General features: G+C 72.9%; 22 protein-coding genes. 11 read left to right on the top strand and 11 right to left on the bottom strand.

The genetic code is table 11. The features are described 5' to 3' along the window. Positions 1–99: 99 nt before the first annotated feature. Together ABZ851_RS22425 and ABZ851_RS22420 are read right to left on the bottom strand one after the other, a co-directional pair. Complete coding sequence (locus ABZ851_RS22425; protein ID WP_361130364.1) at positions 100–309, bottom strand: DUF1918 domain-containing protein; 210 nt, start codon at positions 307–309, stop codon at positions 100–102. Positions 310–556: 247 nt separating this feature from the next. Further along, positions 557–1,558, bottom strand: a complete 1,002-nt coding sequence (locus ABZ851_RS22420) for a DMT family transporter (RefSeq protein WP_361130361.1) — start codon at positions 1,556–1,558, stop codon at positions 557–559. Between ABZ851_RS22420 and ABZ851_RS22415 the strand changes: the two genes are divergently transcribed. The 3 genes from ABZ851_RS22415 to ABZ851_RS22405 all read left to right on the top strand — a co-directional run bounded on the left by ABZ851_RS22415 (position 1,557) and on the right by ABZ851_RS22405 (position 4,276). Next, positions 1,557–3,059, top strand: coding sequence for a PLP-dependent aminotransferase family protein (locus ABZ851_RS22415; protein ID WP_361130358.1), 1,503 nt, complete (start codon positions 1,557–1,559; stop codon positions 3,057–3,059). The genes ABZ851_RS22420 and ABZ851_RS22415 overlap by 2 nt on opposite strands. A 148-nt stretch (positions 3,060–3,207) precedes the next feature. Further along, on the top strand, positions 3,208–3,660 hold the full coding sequence (locus ABZ851_RS22410) for a GNAT family N-acetyltransferase (RefSeq protein WP_336050309.1): 453 nt from the start codon (positions 3,208–3,210) through the stop codon (positions 3,658–3,660). A 43-nt stretch (positions 3,661–3,703) separates the two neighbouring features. Then, the gene (locus tag ABZ851_RS22405) at positions 3,704–4,276 is read left to right on the top strand and encodes a histidine phosphatase family protein (protein ID WP_361130355.1); all 573 of its coding nucleotides are present in this window, start codon (positions 3,704–3,706) and stop codon (positions 4,274–4,276) included. 13 nt (positions 4,277–4,289) lie between these two features. Here the strand turns inward: ABZ851_RS22405 and ABZ851_RS22400 are convergent, their stop codons facing one another. Continuing rightward, positions 4,290–4,769 carry a MerR family transcriptional regulator gene (locus ABZ851_RS22400; RefSeq protein WP_361130352.1) on the bottom strand — a complete coding sequence of 160 codons (480 nt, stop codon included), beginning with the start codon at positions 4,767–4,769 and terminating at the stop codon, positions 4,290–4,292. Between the two features lie 218 nt (positions 4,770–4,987). Here ABZ851_RS22400 and ABZ851_RS22395 point away from each other — a divergent pair, with 218 nt between their 5' ends. Further along, positions 4,988–5,704 carry a hypothetical protein gene (locus tag ABZ851_RS22395; RefSeq protein WP_361130349.1) on the top strand — a complete coding sequence of 239 codons (717 nt, stop codon included), beginning with the start codon at positions 4,988–4,990 and terminating at the stop codon, positions 5,702–5,704. A 5-nt stretch (positions 5,705–5,709) separates the two neighbouring features. After that, positions 5,710–6,084, top strand: coding sequence for a DUF4333 domain-containing protein (locus ABZ851_RS22390; protein ID WP_361130346.1), 375 nt, complete (start codon positions 5,710–5,712; stop codon positions 6,082–6,084). A 63-nt stretch (positions 6,085–6,147) separates the two neighbouring features. On the opposite strand, the gene ABZ851_RS22385 is transcribed toward ABZ851_RS22390, so the two are convergent. Both ABZ851_RS22385 and ABZ851_RS22380 read right to left on the bottom strand, forming a co-directional pair. After that, the gene (locus ABZ851_RS22385; protein WP_361130343.1) at positions 6,148–6,897 is read right to left on the bottom strand and encodes a helix-turn-helix transcriptional regulator; all 750 of its coding nucleotides are present in this window, start codon (positions 6,895–6,897) and stop codon (positions 6,148–6,150) included. A 192-nt stretch (positions 6,898–7,089) separates the two neighbouring features. Further along, a complete protein-coding gene (locus ABZ851_RS22380) occupies positions 7,090–8,178 on the bottom strand; it encodes a class I SAM-dependent methyltransferase (protein ID WP_361130340.1) in 1,089 nt (362 codons plus the stop codon). Between the two features lie 159 nt (positions 8,179–8,337). Here ABZ851_RS22380 and ABZ851_RS22375 point away from each other — a divergent pair, with 159 nt between their 5' ends. Further along, on the top strand, positions 8,338–8,529 hold the full coding sequence (locus ABZ851_RS22375) for a DUF1059 domain-containing protein (RefSeq protein ID WP_088796820.1): 192 nt from the start codon (positions 8,338–8,340) through the stop codon (positions 8,527–8,529). A 147-nt stretch (positions 8,530–8,676) separates the two neighbouring features. Here the strand turns inward: ABZ851_RS22375 and ABZ851_RS22370 are convergent, their stop codons facing one another. Continuing rightward, positions 8,677–9,507: a LysR substrate-binding domain-containing protein gene (locus ABZ851_RS22370; RefSeq protein WP_361130337.1), complete on the bottom strand. Its 831-nt coding sequence runs from the start codon at positions 9,505–9,507 to the stop codon at positions 8,677–8,679. Between the two features lie 58 nt (positions 9,508–9,565). On the opposite strand from ABZ851_RS22370, the gene ABZ851_RS22365 reads away from it, so the two are divergent. After that, entirely contained in the window at positions 9,566–9,970 is a 405-nt protein-coding gene (locus ABZ851_RS22365; RefSeq protein WP_336050295.1) for a DUF5997 family protein, read from the top strand. An 89-nt stretch (positions 9,971–10,059) separates the two neighbouring features. Here the strand turns inward: ABZ851_RS22365 and ABZ851_RS22360 are convergent, their stop codons facing one another. After that, positions 10,060–11,178 (bottom strand): NAD(P)/FAD-dependent oxidoreductase, encoded by a 1,119-nt coding sequence (locus ABZ851_RS22360; RefSeq protein ID WP_361130334.1) that lies wholly within the window; start codon positions 11,176–11,178, stop codon positions 10,060–10,062. Between the two features lie 137 nt (positions 11,179–11,315). On the opposite strand from ABZ851_RS22360, the gene ABZ851_RS22355 reads away from it, so the two are divergent. The 4 genes from ABZ851_RS22355 to ABZ851_RS22340 all read left to right on the top strand — a co-directional run bounded on the left by ABZ851_RS22355 (position 11,316) and on the right by ABZ851_RS22340 (position 16,241). Continuing rightward, complete coding sequence (locus tag ABZ851_RS22355) at positions 11,316–11,906, top strand: helix-turn-helix domain-containing protein (RefSeq protein ID WP_361130331.1); 591 nt, start codon at positions 11,316–11,318, stop codon at positions 11,904–11,906. Positions 11,907–12,071: 165 nt separating this feature from the next. Beyond that, positions 12,072–12,938 carry a class I SAM-dependent methyltransferase gene (locus tag ABZ851_RS22350; protein ID WP_361130328.1) on the top strand — a complete coding sequence of 289 codons (867 nt, stop codon included), beginning with the start codon at positions 12,072–12,074 and terminating at the stop codon, positions 12,936–12,938. Between the two features lie 192 nt (positions 12,939–13,130). Continuing rightward, on the top strand, positions 13,131–14,597 hold the full coding sequence (locus ABZ851_RS22345; protein ID WP_361130325.1) for an APC family permease: 1,467 nt from the start codon (positions 13,131–13,133) through the stop codon (positions 14,595–14,597). 246 nt (positions 14,598–14,843) lie between these two features. After that, positions 14,844–16,241 (top strand): FAD-dependent oxidoreductase, encoded by a 1,398-nt coding sequence (locus ABZ851_RS22340; RefSeq protein ID WP_361130322.1) that lies wholly within the window; start codon positions 14,844–14,846, stop codon positions 16,239–16,241. A gap of 173 nt (positions 16,242–16,414) precedes the next feature. Here the strand turns inward: ABZ851_RS22340 and rox are convergent, their stop codons facing one another. The 4 genes from rox to ABZ851_RS22320 all read right to left on the bottom strand — a co-directional run bounded on the left by rox (position 16,415) and on the right by ABZ851_RS22320 (position 21,387). Further along, on the bottom strand, positions 16,415–17,848 hold the full coding sequence (gene rox, locus ABZ851_RS22335) for a rifampin monooxygenase (protein WP_361130319.1): 1,434 nt from the start codon (positions 17,846–17,848) through the stop codon (positions 16,415–16,417). Between the two features lie 457 nt (positions 17,849–18,305). Continuing rightward, positions 18,306–19,418 (bottom strand): MFS transporter, encoded by a 1,113-nt coding sequence (locus ABZ851_RS22330; protein WP_361130698.1) that lies wholly within the window; start codon positions 19,416–19,418, stop codon positions 18,306–18,308. Positions 19,419–19,690: 272 nt separating this feature from the next. Beyond that, complete coding sequence (locus ABZ851_RS22325; protein ID WP_361130316.1) at positions 19,691–20,284, bottom strand: hypothetical protein; 594 nt, start codon at positions 20,282–20,284, stop codon at positions 19,691–19,693. A gap of 116 nt (positions 20,285–20,400) precedes the next feature. Further along, a complete protein-coding gene (locus ABZ851_RS22320) occupies positions 20,401–21,387 on the bottom strand; it encodes a hypothetical protein (protein WP_361130313.1) in 987 nt (328 codons plus the stop codon). Positions 21,388–21,508 lie beyond the last annotated feature (121 nt).

Here is a 21,508-nt window from a genome sequence, read left to right as displayed (position 1 = left end):
CCGCGCGGACCGCGGCGTATGAGGAGATTCCGCTGCCGGGCCGGAGCGGTGTCCGCCGGCCGGTTCCGCCGCCCGGTGGTGGCTACCGGCGGACAGTGTCTACCGGCCGGGGTCCATGTCGGTGGCCTTGTCGTGCCGGACGACCGAGTCGGGGCCGGGAGACATGATCGCCTCATGTCCGTCCTCGGCGCGGACGCGGTAGGGCGGATCGCCGTTCGGGCCCAGTACTTCGACGATTTCGACGACCTTGTCGTGATGCCCGACGGTCCTGCCGTGCACCACCAGCCGGTCGCCCCTTTTTGCGTGCATCAGGGTCCTCCCCGCCTCGGGGCGGCCGTACGACCCGCGGGCCGACAGTGCGACGGCCGACGGTTGAACGGCCAACGATTTCCACGGTGTACGGGCCTGGCAATGACCCGGACGGCGGTACCTGCCGTCGCGGCAAGTTTACGTCCGCGGGCCGCGGACGCACCCCGGAAAGCGCAGGTTCATCCCTTTCGGTGGGCCGGTGGCCGCGGCGGCTCGGTGCCCCGGTGCGCACCGGGGCACCGAGCGGTCATCCACGGGCCCGCTGGGTGACCGCGATGCACGCCAGGACCGCCAGCGCCGCGGCGGGGGCGGCCGGCGGCAGCCGCTCGCCCAGCAGCAGCACGGACCAGAGCAGGGTCAGCAGCGGCTGGGCGAGCTGCAGCTGGCTCGCCTTGGAGATGCCGATCGCGGCCATCCCGCGGTACCAGGCGACCATCCCGAGGAACTGCGAGCCGAACGCCAGCCACAGCACTCCGCCGACCGAGTGCACCGTGAGCCGCAGCGGCTCCGCGGACAGCGCCACCGCCGCGCCCGTCACCGTGACCGGAAGCGCCAGCACCAGCGCCCAGCCCATCACCTGCCAGCCCGGCATATGGCGGGCGAGCCGCCCGCCTTCCGTGTAGCCGGCCGCGCACACCAGCAGCGATCCGAACAGCAGCAGATCCCCGCGGCCCGGCGCCCCGCCGCTCTGCTGCACCGCAAAGCCGATGACGACGACGGCGCCCACCAGCGAGGCGATCCAGAACGTCCGGGAGGGCCGGGCACCGGTCCGTACGGCCGAGAAGGCGGCCGTGGTCAGCGGCAGCAGACCGACGACGACCGCCGCGTGCGAGGTGGTGGACGTCTGCAGCGCGAGGGTGGTCAGCAGCGGGAAGCCGAGGACCACGCCGCCCGTGACGACCGCGATGCCCGACCAGTGCCGCCGCTCGGGAAGGCGCGCCCGGAACGCGGCCAGCGCACCGCCGGCCAGCACGGTGGCCAGCACGCTGCGCAGCATCACCACCGTCCACGGCCCCATGCCCTCCAGCGCCCAGGCGGTCGCGGGGAAGGTGAGCGAGAAGGCGGCGACGCCGAGCGCGGCGAGCAGCGCGCCCCGGCCGGCCGCCCCGCCCGCGGCCTCCGGGAGCCGCGGGGCCTTGGGCGGCTGCCGGTTCTCCGGAGCGGCCGTGACCGGGGTGGCGGTGACCGGGGCGTCCGGGGTGCTGACCGCTATCGCCGTGGCGGCGGTAGCGCTATCGTTGTCTCTCATGCAAGAGCGTAGCAGCGGCGCCGAGCTGGCCGCGACCCTGCGAGTGGAGCTGAACCGCTACTCTCCAGGAGAGAAGCTGCCGTCGAGTCGCGCCCTCGTGGAGCGGCACCGGGTCAGTCCGGTGACCGTCTCCCGGGCGCTCGCCGAGCTGGCGGCGGAGGGCCTGGTCGTGACCCGGCCGGGCGCGGGGGCCTTCCGGGCCGAGCCGCGCGGCGAGGCGCCCCGGCCGGTGGACACCTCCTGGCAGGAGATCGCGCTGAGCGCCGAGCCGGCCGGCGACCAGGTGCCGCGCAGTGTCGACGCCTCGGGTGTGCTCGCCACGCTCGCCACCCCGGCGCCCGGTGTCATCGAACTCATCGGCGGCTATCTGCACCCCGATCTCCAGCCGGAGCGCGCCCTCGCCGCCGCCCTGGCCCGCGCCGGACGGCGGCCGGGCGTCTGGGGGCGCCCCACGGTCGGCGGGGTGGCGGAGCTGCGGGCCTGGTTCGCCCGCGAGATCGCCGGCCCCGGTGGTCCGCTGGCCGCCAGCGACGTCCTGATCACCGCGGGCGGCCAGAGCGCGCTGAACGCCGCCCTGCGTGCCCTCGCCGCCCCCGGCGCCCCGGTGCTCGTCGAGTCCCCGACCTACCCGGGCATGCTGGCGGTGGCCCGCGCCTCCGGACTGCGGCCGGTGCCCGTACCGGTGGACGCGGACGGGGTCCGTACGGACCTGCTCGCGGACGCCTTCCGGGTCAGCGGCGCGCGGCTGTTCGTCTGCCAGCCGCTGTTCCAGAACCCGACCGGCGCGGTGCTGGCCGACGACCGGCGCCGCGAGGTGCTGCGAGTGGCCCGCGCGGCCGGCGCCTTCGTGATCGAGGACGACTTCGCGCGGCTGCTGGTCCACGGCGACGCCCCCGCGCTGCCGCCGACCCTGATGGCGGACGACCGGGACGGCACGGTCGTCCATGTCCGCTCGCTGACCAAGGCCACCTCGCCCAACCTGCGGGTGGGTGCCCTGGCCGCGCACGGTCCGGTCCTCGACCGGCTGCGTGCCATCCAGGTCGTCGACAGCTTCTTCGTTCCGGGCCCGCTCCAGGAAACCGCCCTGGAACTCGTCGGCTCGCCCGCCTGGCCGCGCCATCTGCGGCTGATCTCCGGCGAGTTGACCGTCCGCCGCAATGCCCTGACCGCGGCCCTGCACCGGTACCTGCCGGGCCTCGCCGGGCCGGGCGGGCGGCACGGGTCGGCGTACGGCCACGACGCCCCGGGCGGCCTCTACGTCCCGCCGGGCGGCTACCACCTCTGGCTGCGGCTGCCGGACGGCACCGACGAGGCGGCGCTGACCGGTGCGGCGCTGCGGGCGGGCGTCGCGGTCGCGGCCGGCCGGCCGTACTTCGCCGCCGAGCCGCCGGCCGCGCATCTGCGGCTGAGCTTCGCGGCCGCGTCCGGCACCGCCGAGATCACGGAAGGCGTCCGCAGGCTCCGCGCGGCGTGCGAGGAGCTGGGGGTACCGGCGGGCTGAACGGGCGGGGCGGGGAGGGGCGCGCCGGCTCCCCTGCCCGCAAGTACAGCGGGCGGCCGGACCCTCCCCGCAAGTACAGCGGGCCGGCCGGAACGCTCCCCACCGGTAACGGCTCGACGCCGCCCCGCCCTTCTGCGAACCTCCCGGCATGAACGATCACGCCCTCGACGGCTACGAGATCTCCACCGACCCGGCGCGCCTGGACGCCGGCCTCGTCCACCACTGGCTGTCCGCCGACGCCTACTGGGCCGTGGGCCGGTCCCGGGAGCTGCATGACCGCGCCGTCGCGGGCTCGCTCAACTTCGGTCTGTACGAGGCCGGTTCCGGCCGTCAGGCCGGCTACGCCCGGGTGGTGACCGACCACGCCACCTTCGCCTGGCTCTGCGACGTCTACATCTGCCGCGACGACCGCGGCAAGGGCCTGGGCACCGCCCTGGTCGAGGCCATCGCCGACCACCTGGCGCCCTGCGGGCCGAGCCGCCTGACGCTGGCCACCAAGGACGCCCACGGCATGTACGAGAAGGTCGGCTTCCGCCCCCTGGTCTCCCCGGAGCAGTGGATGACCCTCGGGCTGATCGACCCGGGTCCTGTCGAGATGTGATCAACAAGGGCCATTGCGGCGTTACTGCTCTTACCATCGGCGGATGAGCATCCGACTGAAGCTGCTCGCCGCCGGCCGCAGCTCCGCGCTGCTCGGAACGCGGTTCGGCGACGACCGCCCGCTCGACGCCGCGGGATGGCGCGAGGCCGAGCGGGCCGCGCCCGTCCTGTGCCGGCTCGCCGCCGCCGAACTGCGCTACTGCTCGCCGTCGGCCCGCTGCCGGGACACCGGCGAAGCCCTCGGCCTGCGCCCGCTCCCGCAACCGGCGCTGCGCGACTGCGACATGGGGCGCTGGCACGGCCGCACGCTGGGCGAGGTGGCCACCGAGGAGCCGCGCGCGGTGGAGGCCTGGCTGGCCGATCCGCGCGTGGCGCCGCACGGCGGGGAGTCGCTGCTGGCCTTCATCACGCGCGTCGGCGGCTGGCTGGACACCCGGCCGGTCGAGGACGCCGACGGACTCCTCGCGGTCGCCGAGCCCGGTGTCGTCCGCGCCGCCCTGGTCTACGCACTCCAGGCCCCACCGCACACGTACTGGCGGATAGACGTCCAGCCGCTCTCGGTGACCACCCTCACCGGCCGGTCCGGCAGGAAGTGGGACCTCCAACTGGAGGCATGAGGCCGGCCCCGCGCTACGACGTACCGGCCGCCGGCCCGCGGCGCAGCCGCACAGCGGTCAGCACCCCCTGGAACACGAGCGCGACCAGCCCGGAGCACGGGATCCGCCAGGCGAGGGCGCCGGTCGCGGCGAGCACACCACACGCCGCAACGGCGAGCAGGGTGGGCAGCGTCGAGGCCACGGCGATACGGGTACGGGTGCGACGGTGCATGACGGGCTCCTTCAGGGGGTGGGGCTTCACGGGGCGGGGCTTCACGGCCGGATCGATCCCGCTGTCCAGGCAGACGCCGATGGACTCCAGCCCGAGTCCCAGGTTCCGCAGCGCGAGCACCTGATAGAGCCGGACGGCATCGTCCTCCGTGTACTCCCGGTGTCCGCCCGCCGTGCGTTGCGAGGGGCACAGCAGGCCGATGGTGTCCCAGTGGTGCAAGGTGCGTACGGTCAGTCCGCTCGCCTCGGCGAGGGCCCCGACCTTCCAGGTGGCGGCGTTCATGGAGCAACGATGCCTCCTCACGCGGCGTGAGGTTCAAGTGCCGGGGCCGCCCTCGGGCACCACCCGGAAAGCCCATCCGGCGGGTTCCGCCGTCCGGGGCGTACGCACCCTTGTGACCTGCGGGAAGAGGCGACGGTCCGGTGTCTCGCGCGGAAGTCGGCCTTGCCGGGGCCCGCCATCGAGGTGCGCGCCGCCGGGCCGGACGCTTCTCTCGGGTTATGCCCATACGTCAGATTCCTCTGTACGCGCTGGCGGCCGGTGCCCTGGCGGTGTCCGTCCTGCTCTTCGGCGACGACGGCGGTGCCGATGCCGCCGTCGGCACCGGCACCGGCACGGTGACCGGAGCCGCCGCCGAGGCCGGCGCCGCGCCGGAGACCGCGGACGCGGTGGTCGTGCAGCCCGATCCGGTGACACCGGGCGCCGCCTTCTCCGTCTCCGACGGCGGGCAGTGCTCCGGCGACACCGCGGAGGCCACCTTCGACGACGCGAACATCCCCGCGCTGGAACTCGCCGACCGGAGCGGGCGGCTCGGCGGCAGCGCGATCCTGCCGGAGAACACCGCGCCCGGCTCCTACCGGGTCACCCTCACCTGCGGCGGTACCTCCCGGGCCCGGCAGAGCGCCCTGGACACCGGCCGGACGGGCGACGAGGCGGACGGCACGGTGCGCGGCGGGGAGGACGGCGAAGGCCACGGCAGCGGACGCGGCGAGGAGTACGGGGAGCAAGCCGGCGACGGCCGGAAGACCCTCACCGGCACCATGACCGTCTCCGGTGGTGCCGACGAGGTCGTGCCCCAGGGCGGCGCGGACACCGGCCTCGGCGGCGCGGCCGGCACCGGCCGGGCGGCCACGACCGCGGGCGGACTGCTGCTGCTGGCCGCGGCCGGCTGGGGAGCCCTCGCCCGCCGGCGGCACCCCCGCGGCACCGGGAGCTGACGGCGGTGACCGCGGATCCACCACGGCGCGGCCTGGTCATCGGCCTCGTCACCGCCCTCATCACGGCCCTCACCCTCGCGGGCGTGTGCACGCTCGCCGTCGTCCACCTCCGCGCCCGCGACGCCACCAGCGAGGTCGACGACGGTACCCACACGGTGCCGCGCACCGAGATCGCCAGAACGCTCAGCGGCCAGCTCACCCTGCCCTTCCGCAACGGGCCCGACGCGGTGCACTGCTCCGGCGACCTCCGGCCCGTGCCGTACGACGAGGTGCGCTGTACGGCCCATTTCCCCCTCGGCCTGGACCGGCACCTCAGCGTCGAGGTCACCCAGGTCCGCCACAACAAGGTCACCTACCGGCGCCACGCCCTGCCGCGGTGAGCGGCCCCGGCTGCCGTGAGCGGCGCCCGCCGTGCTGAAGCGGTGCCCGCCGCGGGCCGGGCCTTACGGCGCGAGCCGCAGTGCCGCCGGCCCCCTGGTCAGCCAGGCGTTCGCCGCCTCGACCCGGCCGCCCACCTGCAGCTTTGCGTATGCGTGTTCCAGATGTTTGTCGACCGTGCGCGGACTGATCGCCAGCCGGTGGGCGATCTGCTGGTTCGTCAGACCGCGGGCGAGCAGGGTGAGCACGGCCGACTCGCGGCGGGTGACGGGGGACGGCGCAGGCGTGGGCGGGGCGAGCCGGTTGAGGACGTGGCTGAGCCGGGTGCGCAGCAGGGCCGCGGCCGCCACATCGTCGTCGGAGAAGTCGCTGCCGCTGCGGCTGATCGCCACGCACACCTTCCGCGGCACACCGGCCGCGTAGCCCGCGGGGAACGACATCGCGAGCTGCTGCTCGGCGCCCAGCGGCCGGTAGACGTCGGCATAGGCGGCGAGGGCGTGGAAGGTGCCGCGGGTCTGCAGGGTGGAGCGGCGCATCGCGGTGCCGGGGCCGAGGGTGGTGTGGGTGACGAGGGAATCGGCCGCCGACTCGCGCGCGAACGCCTCCCGTATGTCCGGGGTCAACAGACCGGCGGGCACGGTGAGCGGCCGGTCGGCGGAGCCGGCGCGGGGCGACCAGATGATGCTGTCGCCGGGAACGGCACCGAGCAGCAGCGGAAGCAGCGCCGGAACAAGGGTGTCCTCGTCGACGGCATCGATCAGGAGGTCCACGACAGCGAGAATGCGCCGCAGGCCGGCCTCCGCGGCCGCGCTCATACCTCCAGCGTGCCGAGGGGGCACAGGCCCGTCAAACGCGTGCCGAGGGGGCGGAAGCAGCCACACGCGGGAGCAGCCGAACGCCCCGCGCGGTGCACAGGCAAGCCGAACGCGTGCCGCGATGGGCACGGGCCGGTCACACGAGGCCCACCCGGCCGGCCGGGGGAAGACCGGCCGGGCGCGTCAGGCGGCTCAGCGCCCGACGGCATAGACGCGGTTGACGAGGCTCTGTGCGGCGAGTCGCCAGTGATGGAGTCCGGCCTCGTCGGCGAGCTGCCGCAGCACCTCCTCACCCGCGTGGTTTCCCAGTGCCTGCGGACCGTGCTGGGCCGGCGCGGACGGCAGGCAGACGGCAACCGAGCTCGCGGTCAGCGCCCGTCCGACGGGGCTGACGTTCTCCTGGGCGTTGGCCGAGGCGTTCGGCTCGACGACCATGCAGGTGCCGCCGTCGGCCAGGGCCTGCTCGGCGTGGTGCAGCGCGCCGCCCGGGTCGCCGGTGTCGTGCAGGCAGTCGAAGAACGTGATCAGGTCGAAGCCCTCGCCCGGGAAGTCCTGGGCGGTGGCGACCTGGAAGCTGACCCGGTTGTCCAGTCCCCGCTCGGCCGCGATGCCGCGGGCCGCTTCGATGGACGGACGGTGGAAGTCGAAGCCCTCGAAGCGCGACCGGGGGAAGGCCTGGGCCATGAGCGTCGTGGAGTAGCCGTAGCCGCATCCGACGTCGGCGACGCGCGCGCCGCGCTCCAGCTTCTCCACCACACCGTCCAGCGCGGCCAGCCACTTTGGCGCCAGCGCGGCCGAGTACCCGGGGCGGAAGAACTGCGCGGTGCCGGCGAACAGCGCGCTTCCGTGTTCCTCCCAGCCGACGCCCGCACCGGTGCGGAAGGCCTCCACGAGGATGTCCTCGGTGGCGTAGACCGCCCGCAGCACGGTGGAGAACCCCGCCGCGTACGTCGGCAGATCCGGGTCCGCCAGGACGGCGGCGTGCTCGTCGGGCAGCAGGTAGGTGTCGGTGCCGGGCGCGTAGCTGACGTATTCGCCGGCGACCTGGGCGGTCAGCCATTCGCGGACGTAGCGCTCGACCAGCCCTGTACGGGCGGCGAGTTGTACGGAGGTGAGGGGGCCGGCGCCCGCCATGGCCCGGTACAGGCCGAGCCGGTCACCGAGCGAGGTGCACAGGCCGGCGACCGCGGCGCCGCTGTCGGCGATCACCCTCTCCAGGAACTCCTGTACCCGGTCCTCGTCCACCGAGGCGCCGGGGGTGACACCGGCGGAGGCCGTCACGTCTCTCACCTCCTCGTCCTCATCTCCCTCTCGTCCTCCTCTCACTGCAACAGGACGGCCACCCCGCGCGCCATACGGGATTCGCCGTATGCGGCGGGTGGTGACCCCGGACGACACGGGGGCCGACACTGGGGGAGAGGAGGGGACAGGAGGTGCACCATGCGCAAGAAGATCGACTGCCGGGACCAGCCCAGCGAGATGAACTGCACCCTCGTCATCGCCGGCGAGGAGGAAGAAGTGCTCCGCGCCGCCACCGAGCACGCGGTATCCGTCCACGGACACCAGGACAGCCCGGAGCTGCGGGAACAGATCAGGACGGCCATGAAGGACGAGGTTCCGCAGCACGCCTGAGCACGCCTGAGCAGCACTGAGCGCGCCTCAGGCGCGGGAGCCGTAGACGTCCGCGGCGCGGCAGCGGTGCGCCGTCCCCGCGGCGGGACGGCGGCCTCGCCCTGTCCGGATGCAGTGCGCGCGGGCGCCGTGGGCGGCCCCCGCGGGCTACGACCGGCGCCGAGGCCTGCCGCGCTTGGCGCCCCTCGCGCCGCCGGAACCGCCGGAACCGCCGGAACCACCCCGCGGACTCTTGCCGGACGGCTTCCCGGCCGATTTCCCCGCCGGTTTGCCCGTCTTCCCTGCCGTCTTCCCGGCCGCGGGCTTGTGCCGCGCGCCGCCGGTCTCGCCGCGCTTGCCCTTCGGCTGCGCCGGGGCCGGGTCCGGGCGGCGCCCGCGTGAGCTGTTGACGGTCCGCCCGCGGACGATCCCGATGAAGTCCTCCACCAGGTCGGTGGTCTCGTCCTGCGGCCACGACAGTGCGACCCGTGACGCCGGGGCGTCCGACACCGGCCGGTAGGTGAGGTCCCTGCGGTGGTGCAGGCGGGCGAGGGACTGCGGGACGACGAGGACGCCCACCCCTGCCGCCACCAGCTCCACGGCGTCCGCGGTCGTGGCGGGGCGGTCGTTCGCGGGCCGCCCCGGCCGCTGCTCCCAGTCGAGGGTTTCGTCGAGGGGGTGCAGCACGATCTCGTCGGCCAGGTCCTCGGCGGACACCTCGTCGGCGGCCGTCACGAGGTGGTCCTTCGGGACCACGACGACGGTCGTCTCGGTGTAGAGGGGGATCGCGCTGAGGTCCGCCCCGTCCACCGGCAGCCGCACGAAACCCGCGTCGGCGTCGCCGCCCCGCAGGACGTCGCACGCCTGCGCGGCCGACACCGCGACGAGGGTCAGGGGAACGTCGGGAAGCCGCTCGTTCCAGATCCGCACCCACTTCGTGGGCGTCACCCCCGGGACATACGCGAGACGGAACGAAGGGGATACTTCCGAGCCAGTCACGTGCACAGGCTACCGGTCGTGGTCGGAGGTAGCGCACACGATCGATACCCTGGACACCATGACGTCGCACCAGACCACCCAGACGATGAAGCCCGCCACCGCGGCCAAGAAGCTGGGTGTGTACCTCGAGGCCACCCCCGCCGAGTTCCAGGAGGGTGTCGTCTCGCGCACCGAGTTGAACGCCCTGCAGGCCGATCCGCCCCAGTGGCTGCAGGACCTGCGGCGCAACGGCCCGCACCCCCGGCCGGTGGTCGCGGCCAAGCTGGGCGTCTCCATCTCGGGCCTCGCGCGGGGCGGTGTCACCGAACCCCTCACCACGGAGCAGATCGAGGCGCTGAAGAAGGACAGTCCCGAGTGGCTGCAGAAGGAGCGCGCCACCCAGGCCGAGGTCCGCAAGGAAGCGGCCCGGATCAAGGAGAAGAACGCGGCCCGGGACGAGCAGTCCGGCCCGCCGCGTTCCTGAACCGCTGCTGATCCTCCTCCTTCCCCACCGGGCCGCCCCTTCCCCACCGGGCCGCCCCGCCCCGTACCCGTAGGGGTGGCGGGGCGTGCTCAGGCGCCCGTCGGGGGAAGGAGATGCGCCAGCCCCTCCGCACAGTCCTTGGCGGCCTCGGCCGAGCGCGGCAGCATGACGCTCTCGTACGCACGGACGGCGTCGTCGACGCAGGGTTCGGCGACGAGGGCCCGGGCGAGTTCGGTGCCGTCCAGCATGGCGAGATTGGCCCCCAGCCCGAGCGGTGGCATCAGGTGCGCGGCGTCGCCCAGCAGCGTGAGACCGGGGACGTGCTCCCAGGTGTGCGGGGCGGGCAGCGCGAAGACGGGCCGGTGGATGAAGCCGCCGTCGTTGTCCCGCAGCAGTGCGAGCAGGCGCTCGTCCCAGCCGTCGAACATCGTGAGCAGGTGCGCCCGCACGGCCGCCGTGTCACCGGGCTCCACACCCGCGGCCACCTGCCGGTCCTCCGGTCCGCGGAAGCCTATGTAGACGCGGATGCGGCCGTTGCTGTTGCGCTGGGCGAACAGCACCTTGCTGTCGGCCATGGCCACCATGGTGCCGACGCCGACCATCCGTGCCAGACCGGGATGACGGGTGTCGCAGTCCTCGAAGCCGGCCTCGACGAGGGTCACACCGGTATAGCCCGGTACGGCGTCCGACAGGGCCGGACGCACTCGTGACCAGGCGCCGTCGGCGCCGATCACCAGGTCGAAGTCCTCAGTGGTGCCGTCGCCGAAGAGCAGGCGGCCGGTGCCGTCCCCGAGCGGGGTGACCGCGCTGACGGCACGGTCCCACCGCACGCTGCCCGCGGTGAGCGAATCCAGGAGCAGCCCCCGCAGCTGACCGCGGTCGATCTCCGGCCTGTCCTCCTCGCCGTGGTCGTCCGGCGGGCCCTGCGCGGGCAGGACGGCGGCCGTGGCGGGATCGAGCAGGCGCCACTCCTGGCCTTCGGGCCGGGCGAGGGCGCGGAAGCGGTCGAGCAGCCCCGCCGCGCGCAGGGCGGCCTGACCGGTCCCGGCGTGCACATCGAGAGAGCCGCCCTGTGCGCGGGCTCCGGCGGAGGCCTCCCGCTCCCAGACGGTGACGGAGCGACCGTGGCGCTGCAGGACCCGGGCGCAGGCAAGGCCCCCCAGGCCGGCGCCGACGACGGCGATGCGGGGGTCACGCGTGGCGTTCATGGGGCTCGTCCCCTCGGAAGTGGGTGATCCGCCGGGAGGTCCGGCACGACCAAGAAAGCACACTCACTAAATAAGTGCAATGACTTAACTTTCGCAGTGAGTGCGCTTCGTGATGCCCTTCGGGATACGCTGCGACGGTGACCGAACCGACCGGGCGCCGTGAGCGCAAGAAGGCCCGAACCCGCAAGTCGCTGGCCGATGCCGCACTGGAGCTCTTCCTCGACCGGGGCTACGACCAGGTCTCCGTCAAGGACGTCGCCGACGCCGCCGACGTGTCGGTGACCACGTTGTTCAAGCACTTCCCGAGCAAGGAGGCGCTGGTCTTCGACGAGGAGGACGACATCGAGGCGGGGCTGGTCGCCGCCGTGCGGGAACGTGCCCCCGGACAGTCGATCCCGCAAGCGCTGCGCGAGCACCTCCTGCGGACCCAGGACCTCGCCAAGGATCCGCGGTGCGCCCCGTTCCTGCGCATGGTGGAGGGCACTCCGACGCTGCGCGACTACTCCCACCGCATGTGGATGCGCCACGAAACGGCCGTGGCGCAGGCCATCGCCGAGGAGACCGGCGCCCCCGAGGGCGACGTCACCTGCGCCGCCCTCGCCCGTTTCGCGCTGGAGACCCGTGGGCTCATCCAGCGGCACACCGACCCGAGCCGTGCCGCCGAAGCAGCCTTCGCCCTGCTCGAAAACGGCTGGGCGGCCACCCACCCCGGGCACGACCAGGGCTGACCGGGACTGACCAGGGCTGACCAGCTCCTGGCGGGGCGAGAAGACGGGCTCCTGGCGGGGCGAGTAGACCGGGAATCCCGCACGGACCGGCATCACACACGGAATACTCCGGTGTGCCACACGAAATGCCTGAGGCCCTTGAGCCGGAAGTTACTGGGGGAACACATGGAAGCCGGTCAGCCGAGCCGTACCGCGATGCGGACAGCGCACGCCCGAGCGCGCCACCAAGCCGATCCCCAGCGGTTCTTCACCGACCCGCTGGCATCGAAGATCCTCCACCTCCCCCTCGACCCCGACGTGTTGCTGCCGCCGTCCGACGACCCGATCGCCCGGCACAACATCCGGTTCGTCGCCGCGCGCAGCCGCTTCGCCGAGGATTCGCTCGCCTCCGCGGTGGCCGCCGGCACCCGGCAGGTCGTCGTACTCGGCGCCGGCCTGGACACCTTCGCCTGCCGCAACCCGCACGCCGGCCTGACGGTGTTCGAGGTCGATCATCCGGACACCCAGGAGTGGAAGCGGCAGCAGCTGGCCGCGGCCGGGATCGCCCTCCCGCCGTCGTTGGTCTTCGCCCCGATCGACTTCGAACGCGACACCCTCGCCGAGGCCCTGGACGCGGCCGGGCTGGACCGCCACCGACCGGCGTTCTTCATCTGGCTCGGGGTCACGCCCTACCTGACACGGGACGCCGTCCTCGCCACACTGCGCTGCGTGGCCGAGCACACCGCGCCCGTCGAAGTGGTCTTCGACTACTACCTCGAACCGTCGCCCACGATGCCGCCGGAGCTCCGCGCCGCGTACGAGGCCGCCACACGGCGGGTGGCGGAGTTCGGCGAACCCTGGCTCAGCCACTTCACCCCGGACGGCCTCGCCGATGAGCTGCGCGCGATGAAGCTGGACGACATCGAGGACTTCACGGGGCCGGAACTGCTCGCGCGATACCTGGGCGAACCCACTCCCGACGCCGGTGCCGCTGCCGACGCCGATGTGTTCAGCGGCCATGTGCTCCGCGCCGGGCGCACCACCGCCCGGTAGACAGGCACCCCCACCGCCCGGTTGGGTACTCCACCACCCGTCCGGCAGTTCCACCGTCCGGACAGCGCGTCATCCGTCCCGCAACCGGGCTATATCCACCCGCATCAGGGCATGCCCGACGCCGCAGCGGCGCCCGCCATGAGATACCTGGGCGGGTGGCCGCCGGGGCCCGGTGAAGGTGAGGTGCCCGAGATGGCCGAGGCCGCGAAGAACACGCAGGCCGGCGAGGACTCCGTCGAGCTCGGGGGATACCGGCAGGAGCTGAAGCGGACGCTCGGCTCCTTCCAGGTGTTCGCGATCTCGTTCGCGTTCATCTCGGTGGCGGTGGGCATCTTCGGGACCTACGACGACGTGCTGCAGAACGCGGGGCCGGTCGGGATCTGGCTGTGGCCCGTCGCGGCGGTGGGACAGACGCTGGTGGCCTTGGTGGTCGCCCAGCTCGCGGCCCGCATCCCGCTGAGCGGTTCGTCCTACCAATGGGCCTCGCGGCTGGCCAACCCGAAGGTCGGCTGGGGGTTCGGCTGGCTGACCTTCTGCTACCTGGCGATCGCGGTCGTGGCGGTCGACAACGCACTCGCGAGTCAGGCCTTCATGCCGCTCGCCGGCCTCCGGCCCGACGAAGACACCGCGCGTGTGATCACACTGGTGGTGCTGCTCATCCAGGCCGTGCTCGCCGTGGCCTCGACGCGCATCGTCAGCGTGATCAACGCGAGCGCGGTGGGGCTCGAACTGGTGCTGGTCGTGGTGGTGGCGATCGCGCTCTTCATCGCCGTGCCGATCACGGGCCACGGCACGGCCGGCAACCTCACCTCGCGCGGTGTCACCGAGAACGCCCCGGAGTATTTCGCCGTGGGCGGCGGGCTGATGCTCGCGATGATCATGGGCCTGGCCACGCTCGTCGGCTTCGACGCCGCGGCGAACCTGGCCGAGGAGGCCAAGGACCCCTACCGCAGCGTCCCGCGCGCGATCGTGGGATCCGTCGTGGCCGCCGGGCTGCTGGGCATGCTGTTCCTGATCGCGCTCACGGTCGCGATCAACGACATCCCACGGATCACCGCCAGCGGCTCGCCGGTCGCCGCGATCATGCGCGAACAGCTCGGCCCGGTGATGGAGAGAACCCTGCTGGTGGCGATCGCCTTCGCGTTCTTCGGTGCCGGGATGGTGGTGATGGCCGCATGCTCGCGGATCGTCTTCGCGATGTCGCGCGACGCGCGCTTCCCGGCCCACGGGCTGATGCGACGGGTCAGCCCCCGCACGCGCACGCCGGTCCCGGCGACGGTCCTGATCCTCGTCGTCGGAGTCGTCCTGATGGTCGCGCTGCCGGGCGCCGCGCTGCTGAAGCTGATCACCGCGTCGACGATTCTCCCGGCGATCATCTACGGCTCGACGATCGTCCTCTACCTGGTGGTGCGCCGACGGCTGGACCGCAAAAGGGGCGCGTTCAGCCTCGGGCGCTTCGAGCTGCCGGTCGCGATCTGCGCGCTGGTGTGGTCGGTCGTCTCGCTCTGTGTGCTGGTGGCGCCCCCGGAGGCGCTGGTCCCCGTCCTGATCGTGGTGGGGCTGCTCCTCGTGGGCGGGCTCTTCTTCCTGGGCATGCTGCTCTTCGACCGTGAGGTGCTGGAGACCGAGCCCGGAGAGGTGAGCGTCTTTGAGCACTGAGCACTGAGCACTGAGCGCCGAGCGCCGAGCGCCGCGCTCGTGCGGCGGTGCTGCTCCGGGCCGGCTGGGAACGGCGTCGCCGCTGACCTGAGGCGGGACGCTGATGCCGGGGCTGCTGATGTGCCGGACCGCCGACGTGCCGGGGCTGCCGACGTGCGGGTCCGCCGGCGCGCCGTTCGCGCCCTGATGGATCACCCGCCGGGCGGAGCACGGCCCGGTGGGCGAGGCTGGGCCTGGAGGTGGGTCATGGAACAGCTGCGGGCAGACGTGTGCGTGGTGGGTGCCGGGTTCGCCGGACTCGCCGCCGCGAGACGTCTGGTCCAGGCCGGCCATGAGGTGGTGGTGGTCGAGGCGAGGGACCGGGTGGGCGGGCGGGTGTGGAACCGTGAACTTCCCGACGGGACCGTGGTGTCGGCCGGCGGTACCTGGCTGGGCAAGGGGCAGGACCGGATGTTCCAGCTCTGCCGGGAACTGGGACTTGAGGTGTACCGCCAGTACGAGCAGGGCGATCACCTCCTGCGCCTCGACGGAGTCAACCACCGCTACCACGGCCCCCTCCCCGCCACCGGCCCCAAGAACCTCTTCGCCCTCGGCCTGGCGCTGGCGCGGCTGCAACTGATGACGCGGCGCCTCCCGGCGGATGCCCCGTGGTCCGCCCGGGGCGCCCGGGCATGGGACGCCCGCACCCTCGGGCAGTGGCTCTCCGACCCGCGCAACGTGCCCTCGGCCACCGCCCGCACCCTGCTCGGATCGACCATGAACCTGCTGTTCTGCGCCGACCCGGCGGAGGTATCGCTGCTGGGCGCCCTCACCCTGGCCCGGGGCGGCGGCGGTTTCGGCTACTACACCGACACCAGGAAGACCGAATCCCACCTCGTGGACGGCGGAGCCCCCGAAGTGGCGAGGCGGATGGCCGCGCAACTGGGGCCAAGGGTGCACCTGTCCAGCCCCGTTGAGCGGATCGCCCACGACGCCACCGGTATCGAGGTGGTTTCCTCCTCGCTCACCGTGCGGGCGCAGCGGGTGATCGTGGCGACGCCCCCGGTGCTGGCGGGGCGGATCACCTTCGATCCGCCGCTTCCCACCCGCTACAGCCATCTGCTGCAGCGGGTGGTGCCGGGCGCCATCATCCGGGTGCACACGGTCTACCCCCAGCCCTTCTGGCGCGAGCAGCACCTGTCGGGCCAGACCCTGGCACCCCGGTCGCCCGTCCCGGTCACCATCGACCAGACGCCGCGGTCGGGACGGCCGGGAGTACTCAGCAGCTATGCGTTCAGCACCGGAGCCCTGCGCCTGGGACGCCTGGACCCGGCCCGGCGGCGGGAGATCTGGCTGGACGCGCTGACCGAGCGGTTCGGTCCCGAGGCGCGTCACCCCGCCCAGTACCTGGAGACCGACTGGTCCGCCCAACAGTGGTCACTGGGCGGGATGATCGGCCACTTCCCGCCGGGCACCCTGACCAACTACGGCAGTGCGCTGCGCGAGCCGGCCGGCCGGATCCACTGGGCCAGTACCGAGTCGGCCACCTTGATGCACGGCCTGATGGAGGGAGCGGTGCGCTCCGGCGAGCGAGCCGCCCAGGAAGTCCTGGTCGCACTGTCCCGCGCCCGGCACGCCGCCGCCTTGCCGGACCGGTCTCCCTGACCCGAACTGTTCTGCCCCCACTGCCCTGACCTGCTCCGACTCGTTGGCCCCGCCCCCCGCCTGCCTCGGCCCGCTTGCACCGCCCCGTCGGCCCCGCCTGCCCCGACCGCCCGACCCGCCCCGACCGCCCGCCCCGCCCCGGACGTCTCGAACTGGCCGGCTCACCGCATTGCTCAGCCGGCCGCCGCGCCGAACCACCGGGGCAGCCGGCGGAGCAGATCCTGCTGCTCGTCACCCACCCACGCCACATGGCCGTCCGGCCGCAGCAGCACCGCGGGCACGTCCAGTTCGTCACTGGCATCGACGACGTGGTCGACCCGGTCCGCCCAGCCCGCCACCGAGAGCCGGCCGGTCCGGTCGAGCAGCAGTCCGCGGCCGCCGTGCATCAACTCGTAGAGGCGCCCCTGCTTCAGCTGTACGTCCCGCAGCCGCCGGCCGAGCAGTTCGTGGCCCTCGCCGACGTCGTAGCGGACCCCGACCGCGGTGATCATCCCGGTCACGTACCGGTTCACCTCCTCGAAGTCCATCAGCTTCGAGAAGAGTCCCCGCAGTGCGGTCGCCCCCGGATCGGTCCCCAGCAGCGTCATCTGCGCGCGGGTGCTGTCCAGTACGGCGGCGCCCACCGGGTGCCGTTCGGCGTGGTAGCTGTCCAGCAGCCCCTCCGGCGCCCAGCCACCGACCTCGGCCGCCAGCTTCCAGCCGAGGTTGAAGGCGTCCTGCACGCCGAGGTTGAGCCCCTGCCCGCCGGTCGGCGGGTGGATGTGCGCCGCGTCACCGGCCAGCAGGACCCGGCCCACCCGGTAGCGCTCCGCCTGCCGGGTGGCGTTGCCGAACCGGGACAGCCAGCGCGGCGAGTGCACCCCGAAGTCGGTGCCCGCGGTCGCCCGCAGCTGCCGCCTGAACTCCTCCAGGGTCGGCGCGGTCGCCCGGTCCTCGGCCACCCCGTCGGCGGGCACGATGACGCGGCACACCCCGTCCTCCGTGGGCGCGACGCCGAACCGCAGCTGGGTCTTGCGTACGTCCTCGACGACGGCAGCGATCGCCGCCGGATCCTCGGCCACCTCCATCTCACCCAGCAGCGTCTCGACGGTGGCGGGCTCACCGGGGAAACCGACCCCGAGCAGCTTGCGCACCGCACTGCGACCGCCGTCGCACCCGACGACGTAACGCGCACGCAGGTGCGTGCCGGCTCCGCTCGCCAGCTCGACGGTCACCCCGTCCTCGTCCTGGCTCAGCCCGGCCACTTCGCAGCCGCGCCGGATCTCGGTACCGAGTTCGACGGCACGCTCGTTGAGCAGCCGCTCGGTGACCGGCTGCGGGACGGCGAGGGCGTACGGGTGAGCCGTGTCCAGCCGGTCCGGCCACGCCTTCATGATGCCGCCGAAAAGCCCGCCGGCCCGGAACTTCTCACTGACCGCGAGGAACCGGTCCAGCAGGCCGCGTTGGTCCATCAGCTCGACGCTGCGCGCGTGGAGCCCCTGCCCGCGGGACTCCCCGGTCGGCCCGGCCAGCTTCTCCAGCACGACCACCCGCACGCCGTGCAGCCGCAGCTCACAGGCCAGCATCAACCCGGTCGGCCCGCCGCCGACCACGATCACGTCAATCATCAATACGCCCCGTTCCATGAGAGGTGATGTCGGCCGGCCGCCCCGCGCAGGCCGACGGCAGGACACCCGCACACCACCCATGCGTCGGCACGCAGCGACATGGGTCGACATGCATCAACATCGACAAACGCCGACAACGGCCCACGCACCTCGCACATGCGTGATTTGCGCAGGTCCTGGCCTTGGCCGAACATTCTGCGGCACCTCCCGGGCCTTGCCGCAAGACCCCCGGTGCGCTATAGGTTGAGAGTGGCAAGGAGCGCGTAACCTCCTTGCCTTCGCTATGTGTTGCCGGTGCTGGTGCCGACGTCAGTCCCGGTACCGATGCCAGTGCCAGCACCGGCCGTGGACGCTGGATCGCGGAGGCCGTCAAGAGCTGGGGTCCACCCGCCGGGGGCGGGCCTCCCGGGCCTCCCGAGCTGGTGCTCCCGTTTTCGGTGAAGCGGTACGGGCGTTCTCATCGCCGCCGGGCGGACACCCGCCCACCGACGAGCACCGCGCAGGCCCCGCACGTCAGCAGCCCGCCGGCGAGAAAGGTGCCCCGCACATCGGCCAGCGGCAGGATCAGTCCGCCGAGTGCGGCGCCCGCCGCGATACCCGCGTTGTAGGAACCGGAGTTCGCCGCAAGTGCGAGATCCGTGCGGCCCGGTGCGCAGCGCAGCATCGCGTGCTGGGTGGCCATGAACACCGGCCCGAGTGCACCGCCCATCAGCACCAGGAACCCCACCGCCGCCACCGGATCGGTGCCGGCCGCATAGAGACCGAGCATCCCCGCCGCCTGCGTGGCAACGGCAGCGCTCAGCGCGGACTGCGGAAAGCGGTCCAGCAGCACGCCGGTGACGCTCACCCCGGCCAGACACGCACCACCGAAAACCACGAACAGGGCACTGACCGTGCCGGGGGAGAACCCGCTCACGTCGCCCAGGAACTTCACGAGGTAGGTGAATCCCGCGAAGGCCCCGGTGGCGGACAGGGCCCCGGCCACCAGCACCGTCCCGAACCGGCGGGCGTCCGGGGCGGTTCCGTAGGCGGCAGGTTCTTCTTCCGGACGTGAGGTCGGCAGCAGAGCGGCGATCGTCACCAGAGAGATGAACCCCAGAGCCGCCGGCAGGGCGAGGGGCAACCGCCAGCCGCTGTGCTGACCCAGCCAGGTTCCGGCGGGAACACCCATCACGAGGGCGAGCGAACCGGCGACGGACAGCGCCCCGACCACTCGCCCGCGGGCCCGGGGCGCGAACAGGCCCACCGCGACCGGCCCCATCACGGCCCAGAACAAGGCCTGGGCGAGCGCGGTCAGCAGCCGTGCCACGAGGAGCAGCCAGTAGGAGGCGGCCAGCGCAGCAACCAGGCTGGAGACGACGAGCGTCGCCAGTAGTGCCGTGAGCAGATGGCGTCGGGCCACCGTCCGCAGGGCGTGGGTGAGCGGCAAGGAGGCAGCGGCCACGGTCACGCCGTACCCGGTGACCAGCAGGCCGGCCGCCGGCAGGGACACATGAAGGTTCTCGGAGATGAGCTCCAGGAGGCCGATCGGCAGGTTCTCCGCGGTGTTGAACGTGAAGGCGGCCAGCATCAGGGCCACGAGCACCGCCGGTCCGTACCGGGGAGCCGGTCGCCCGGTGATCGCGCGGGCTCTCCCGGCCCTCGCCGGCCGCTCCTGCTCGGTGGCACCGTCCATGGAATCAGCTCACCGGGCTCACCGGTCCCGCCGCAACTCAATTCATGGTCAGCCTCACCGCATCTCCCTCCGCATCCCCTGCGGACAGAGGTTTTCATCGGCAGATCGGGAGGGCCATAGGGGGCCGCCGCCCTCGGGGCGCGACGGCGGCAGCCCCCCCGTGGGTTTCAGCCCTTGCGGGGAGAGAAAGCGCCGGCCTCGTCGACCTCGGCCGTGCAGTCCGTGTCACGGTAGCGGTCGGTGAAGGCGCCGGTGATGCCGGTGAACGCGTCGTACGCCTGGTCCATGGGCAGGTCCTTGCTCACCCTGAACCGCAGCTGTGCGTGGACGGACTCGCGGGGCTTCAGCGTCTTCGGGGCGGGGAGGGTGCCGCGGGCCTTTCCGTCGGCCTGGCGCAGCGTCTTCCAGGCGTGCTGCGTGGTGTCCCAGTACTGCAGATCGCCGTACGGGCTCAGGTCGCGCTCGCCCTCGTTGTAGATGTAACTGCCCAGCTTGGCGCTGAGTTCGAACGACTTCAGCTCCTTCGCCGAGGCGTTGGTGAGCGTGGCGGTGTAGCTCGTCCACTGACTGCCGAGGGCGATCGACTTGGGTATGCCGAACGAGCGGCCCACTAAGGTGTGGTGGTTCTCCCCGGTGTCGAGGTCGGAGCACTTCGGGAGCTTCGCGGCAGGGGCCGCCTGGGCGGCGGGCGCGGCGGCCATCGCCACCGGGAGCAGGGCGACCGTCGCGGCCGAGACCGACAGGGCGCGGCGCAGTTTCATGAAGATCTCTCTCCTGGTTCGTCGGACCCCTGGAGCCTTCGTTTCCCGTGTCATCGGGTTCCAAGGCCGTGGATCCTTGGGGTGGGTCAACAGGTTCCTGGGAAAGTGGCGGGGGATTACGCGGTGACGTCCGTGGCGCCCGGACCGGCCAGGCCCTTCCGGCGGCGTACGCCGATGACTGCACCCGCGCCGATCACCATCGCGGCTCCGCCGGCGAGAGCGACCGGCGGGAGCGCCGGCGAGGAGCCGGTCGCGGCGAGCTCGCCGCCGCCCTGCGGGCTGAGGCCACCGGTGGAACCGGAACCACCCGTACCGCCGCCGGACGCGGCGCTCTGTCCGGGCGCGGCCGTGCCACCCGGTTCACCCGGCTCACCCGGCTTGCCGGTCGGGGGCTGCGTCGGCTTCGCGTCCGCACGCAGGATGGTGAAGTCGTACCAGGCTTCCTTGGCCGAGCCACAGGAACCGTCGTGGTTGCGGTAGTCGCCGGCGGCGAGCGCGTATCCGGCTCCGGGCTTGGCGTTCTTGACCGCGTGGGTGCGCAGCTGCAGCGTGATGCTGCTGTGCGGACCGATGGCGAAGAAGCCGAACAGGTCCTCCGGCAGGGCGTCGTGGAAGGTCTTCCACTTCCCCGTCTTGGCGTCCCGGTACTCGGTCTCCAGCTCCCAGTACGGCCGGTCGACATCTTGGGCGGAGGACACGAGCAGGGAGGGCTGGACCTCCTCCAGGGGCTTGCCGGTGGTGTTGGCGAGCGTCATGGTGAAGGGGGTCCAGGCGCCGCCCGCAGTCAGCTGGCGCGGCAGCCCGTGGACGGCCGCCTGCAACTGGTCGGACTCGAACGCGCAGGACTGACCCGCACCGTCGGAGTCACCGGCGTCCTTGCCTCCACCGGTGGCATCTCTCGCACCGGCGGTCTCCTTATGGGGCCCTTCGACGGTCCCGGCGGCCTTCGGCGGCTTCGCCGGGGCGTGACGGGTGGCCCCGTCGCGGTCCGGGGATGCCGGGCCTCCGTCAGCGGCGAACGCGGCGGCGGGTGCGGCCAGTACGGCGGCGGGCGCTAATGCGGCAGCCGCCGCGGCGGCCGTCAGGGCGCGGCGAATCTTCATTCAGCAGACCTCTCGTATCCCACGTGCCGCCTGGGCGGCACAGGTTGACGTGCGTCATGTTCAGGCCGTGCATGACTCTGGTGTGCGGGAGTGCCCATGCAGATGCACACATGCGCACCCT

The sequence above is a fragment of the Streptomyces sp. NPDC047049 genome (genome assembly GCF_040643995.1).
GTDB lineage: Bacteria > Actinomycetota > Actinomycetes > Streptomycetales > Streptomycetaceae > Streptomyces > Streptomyces mooreae.
Note: the sequence above shows the minus strand (reverse complement) of the source record. Positions and strands in the feature narration are given on the sequence as shown.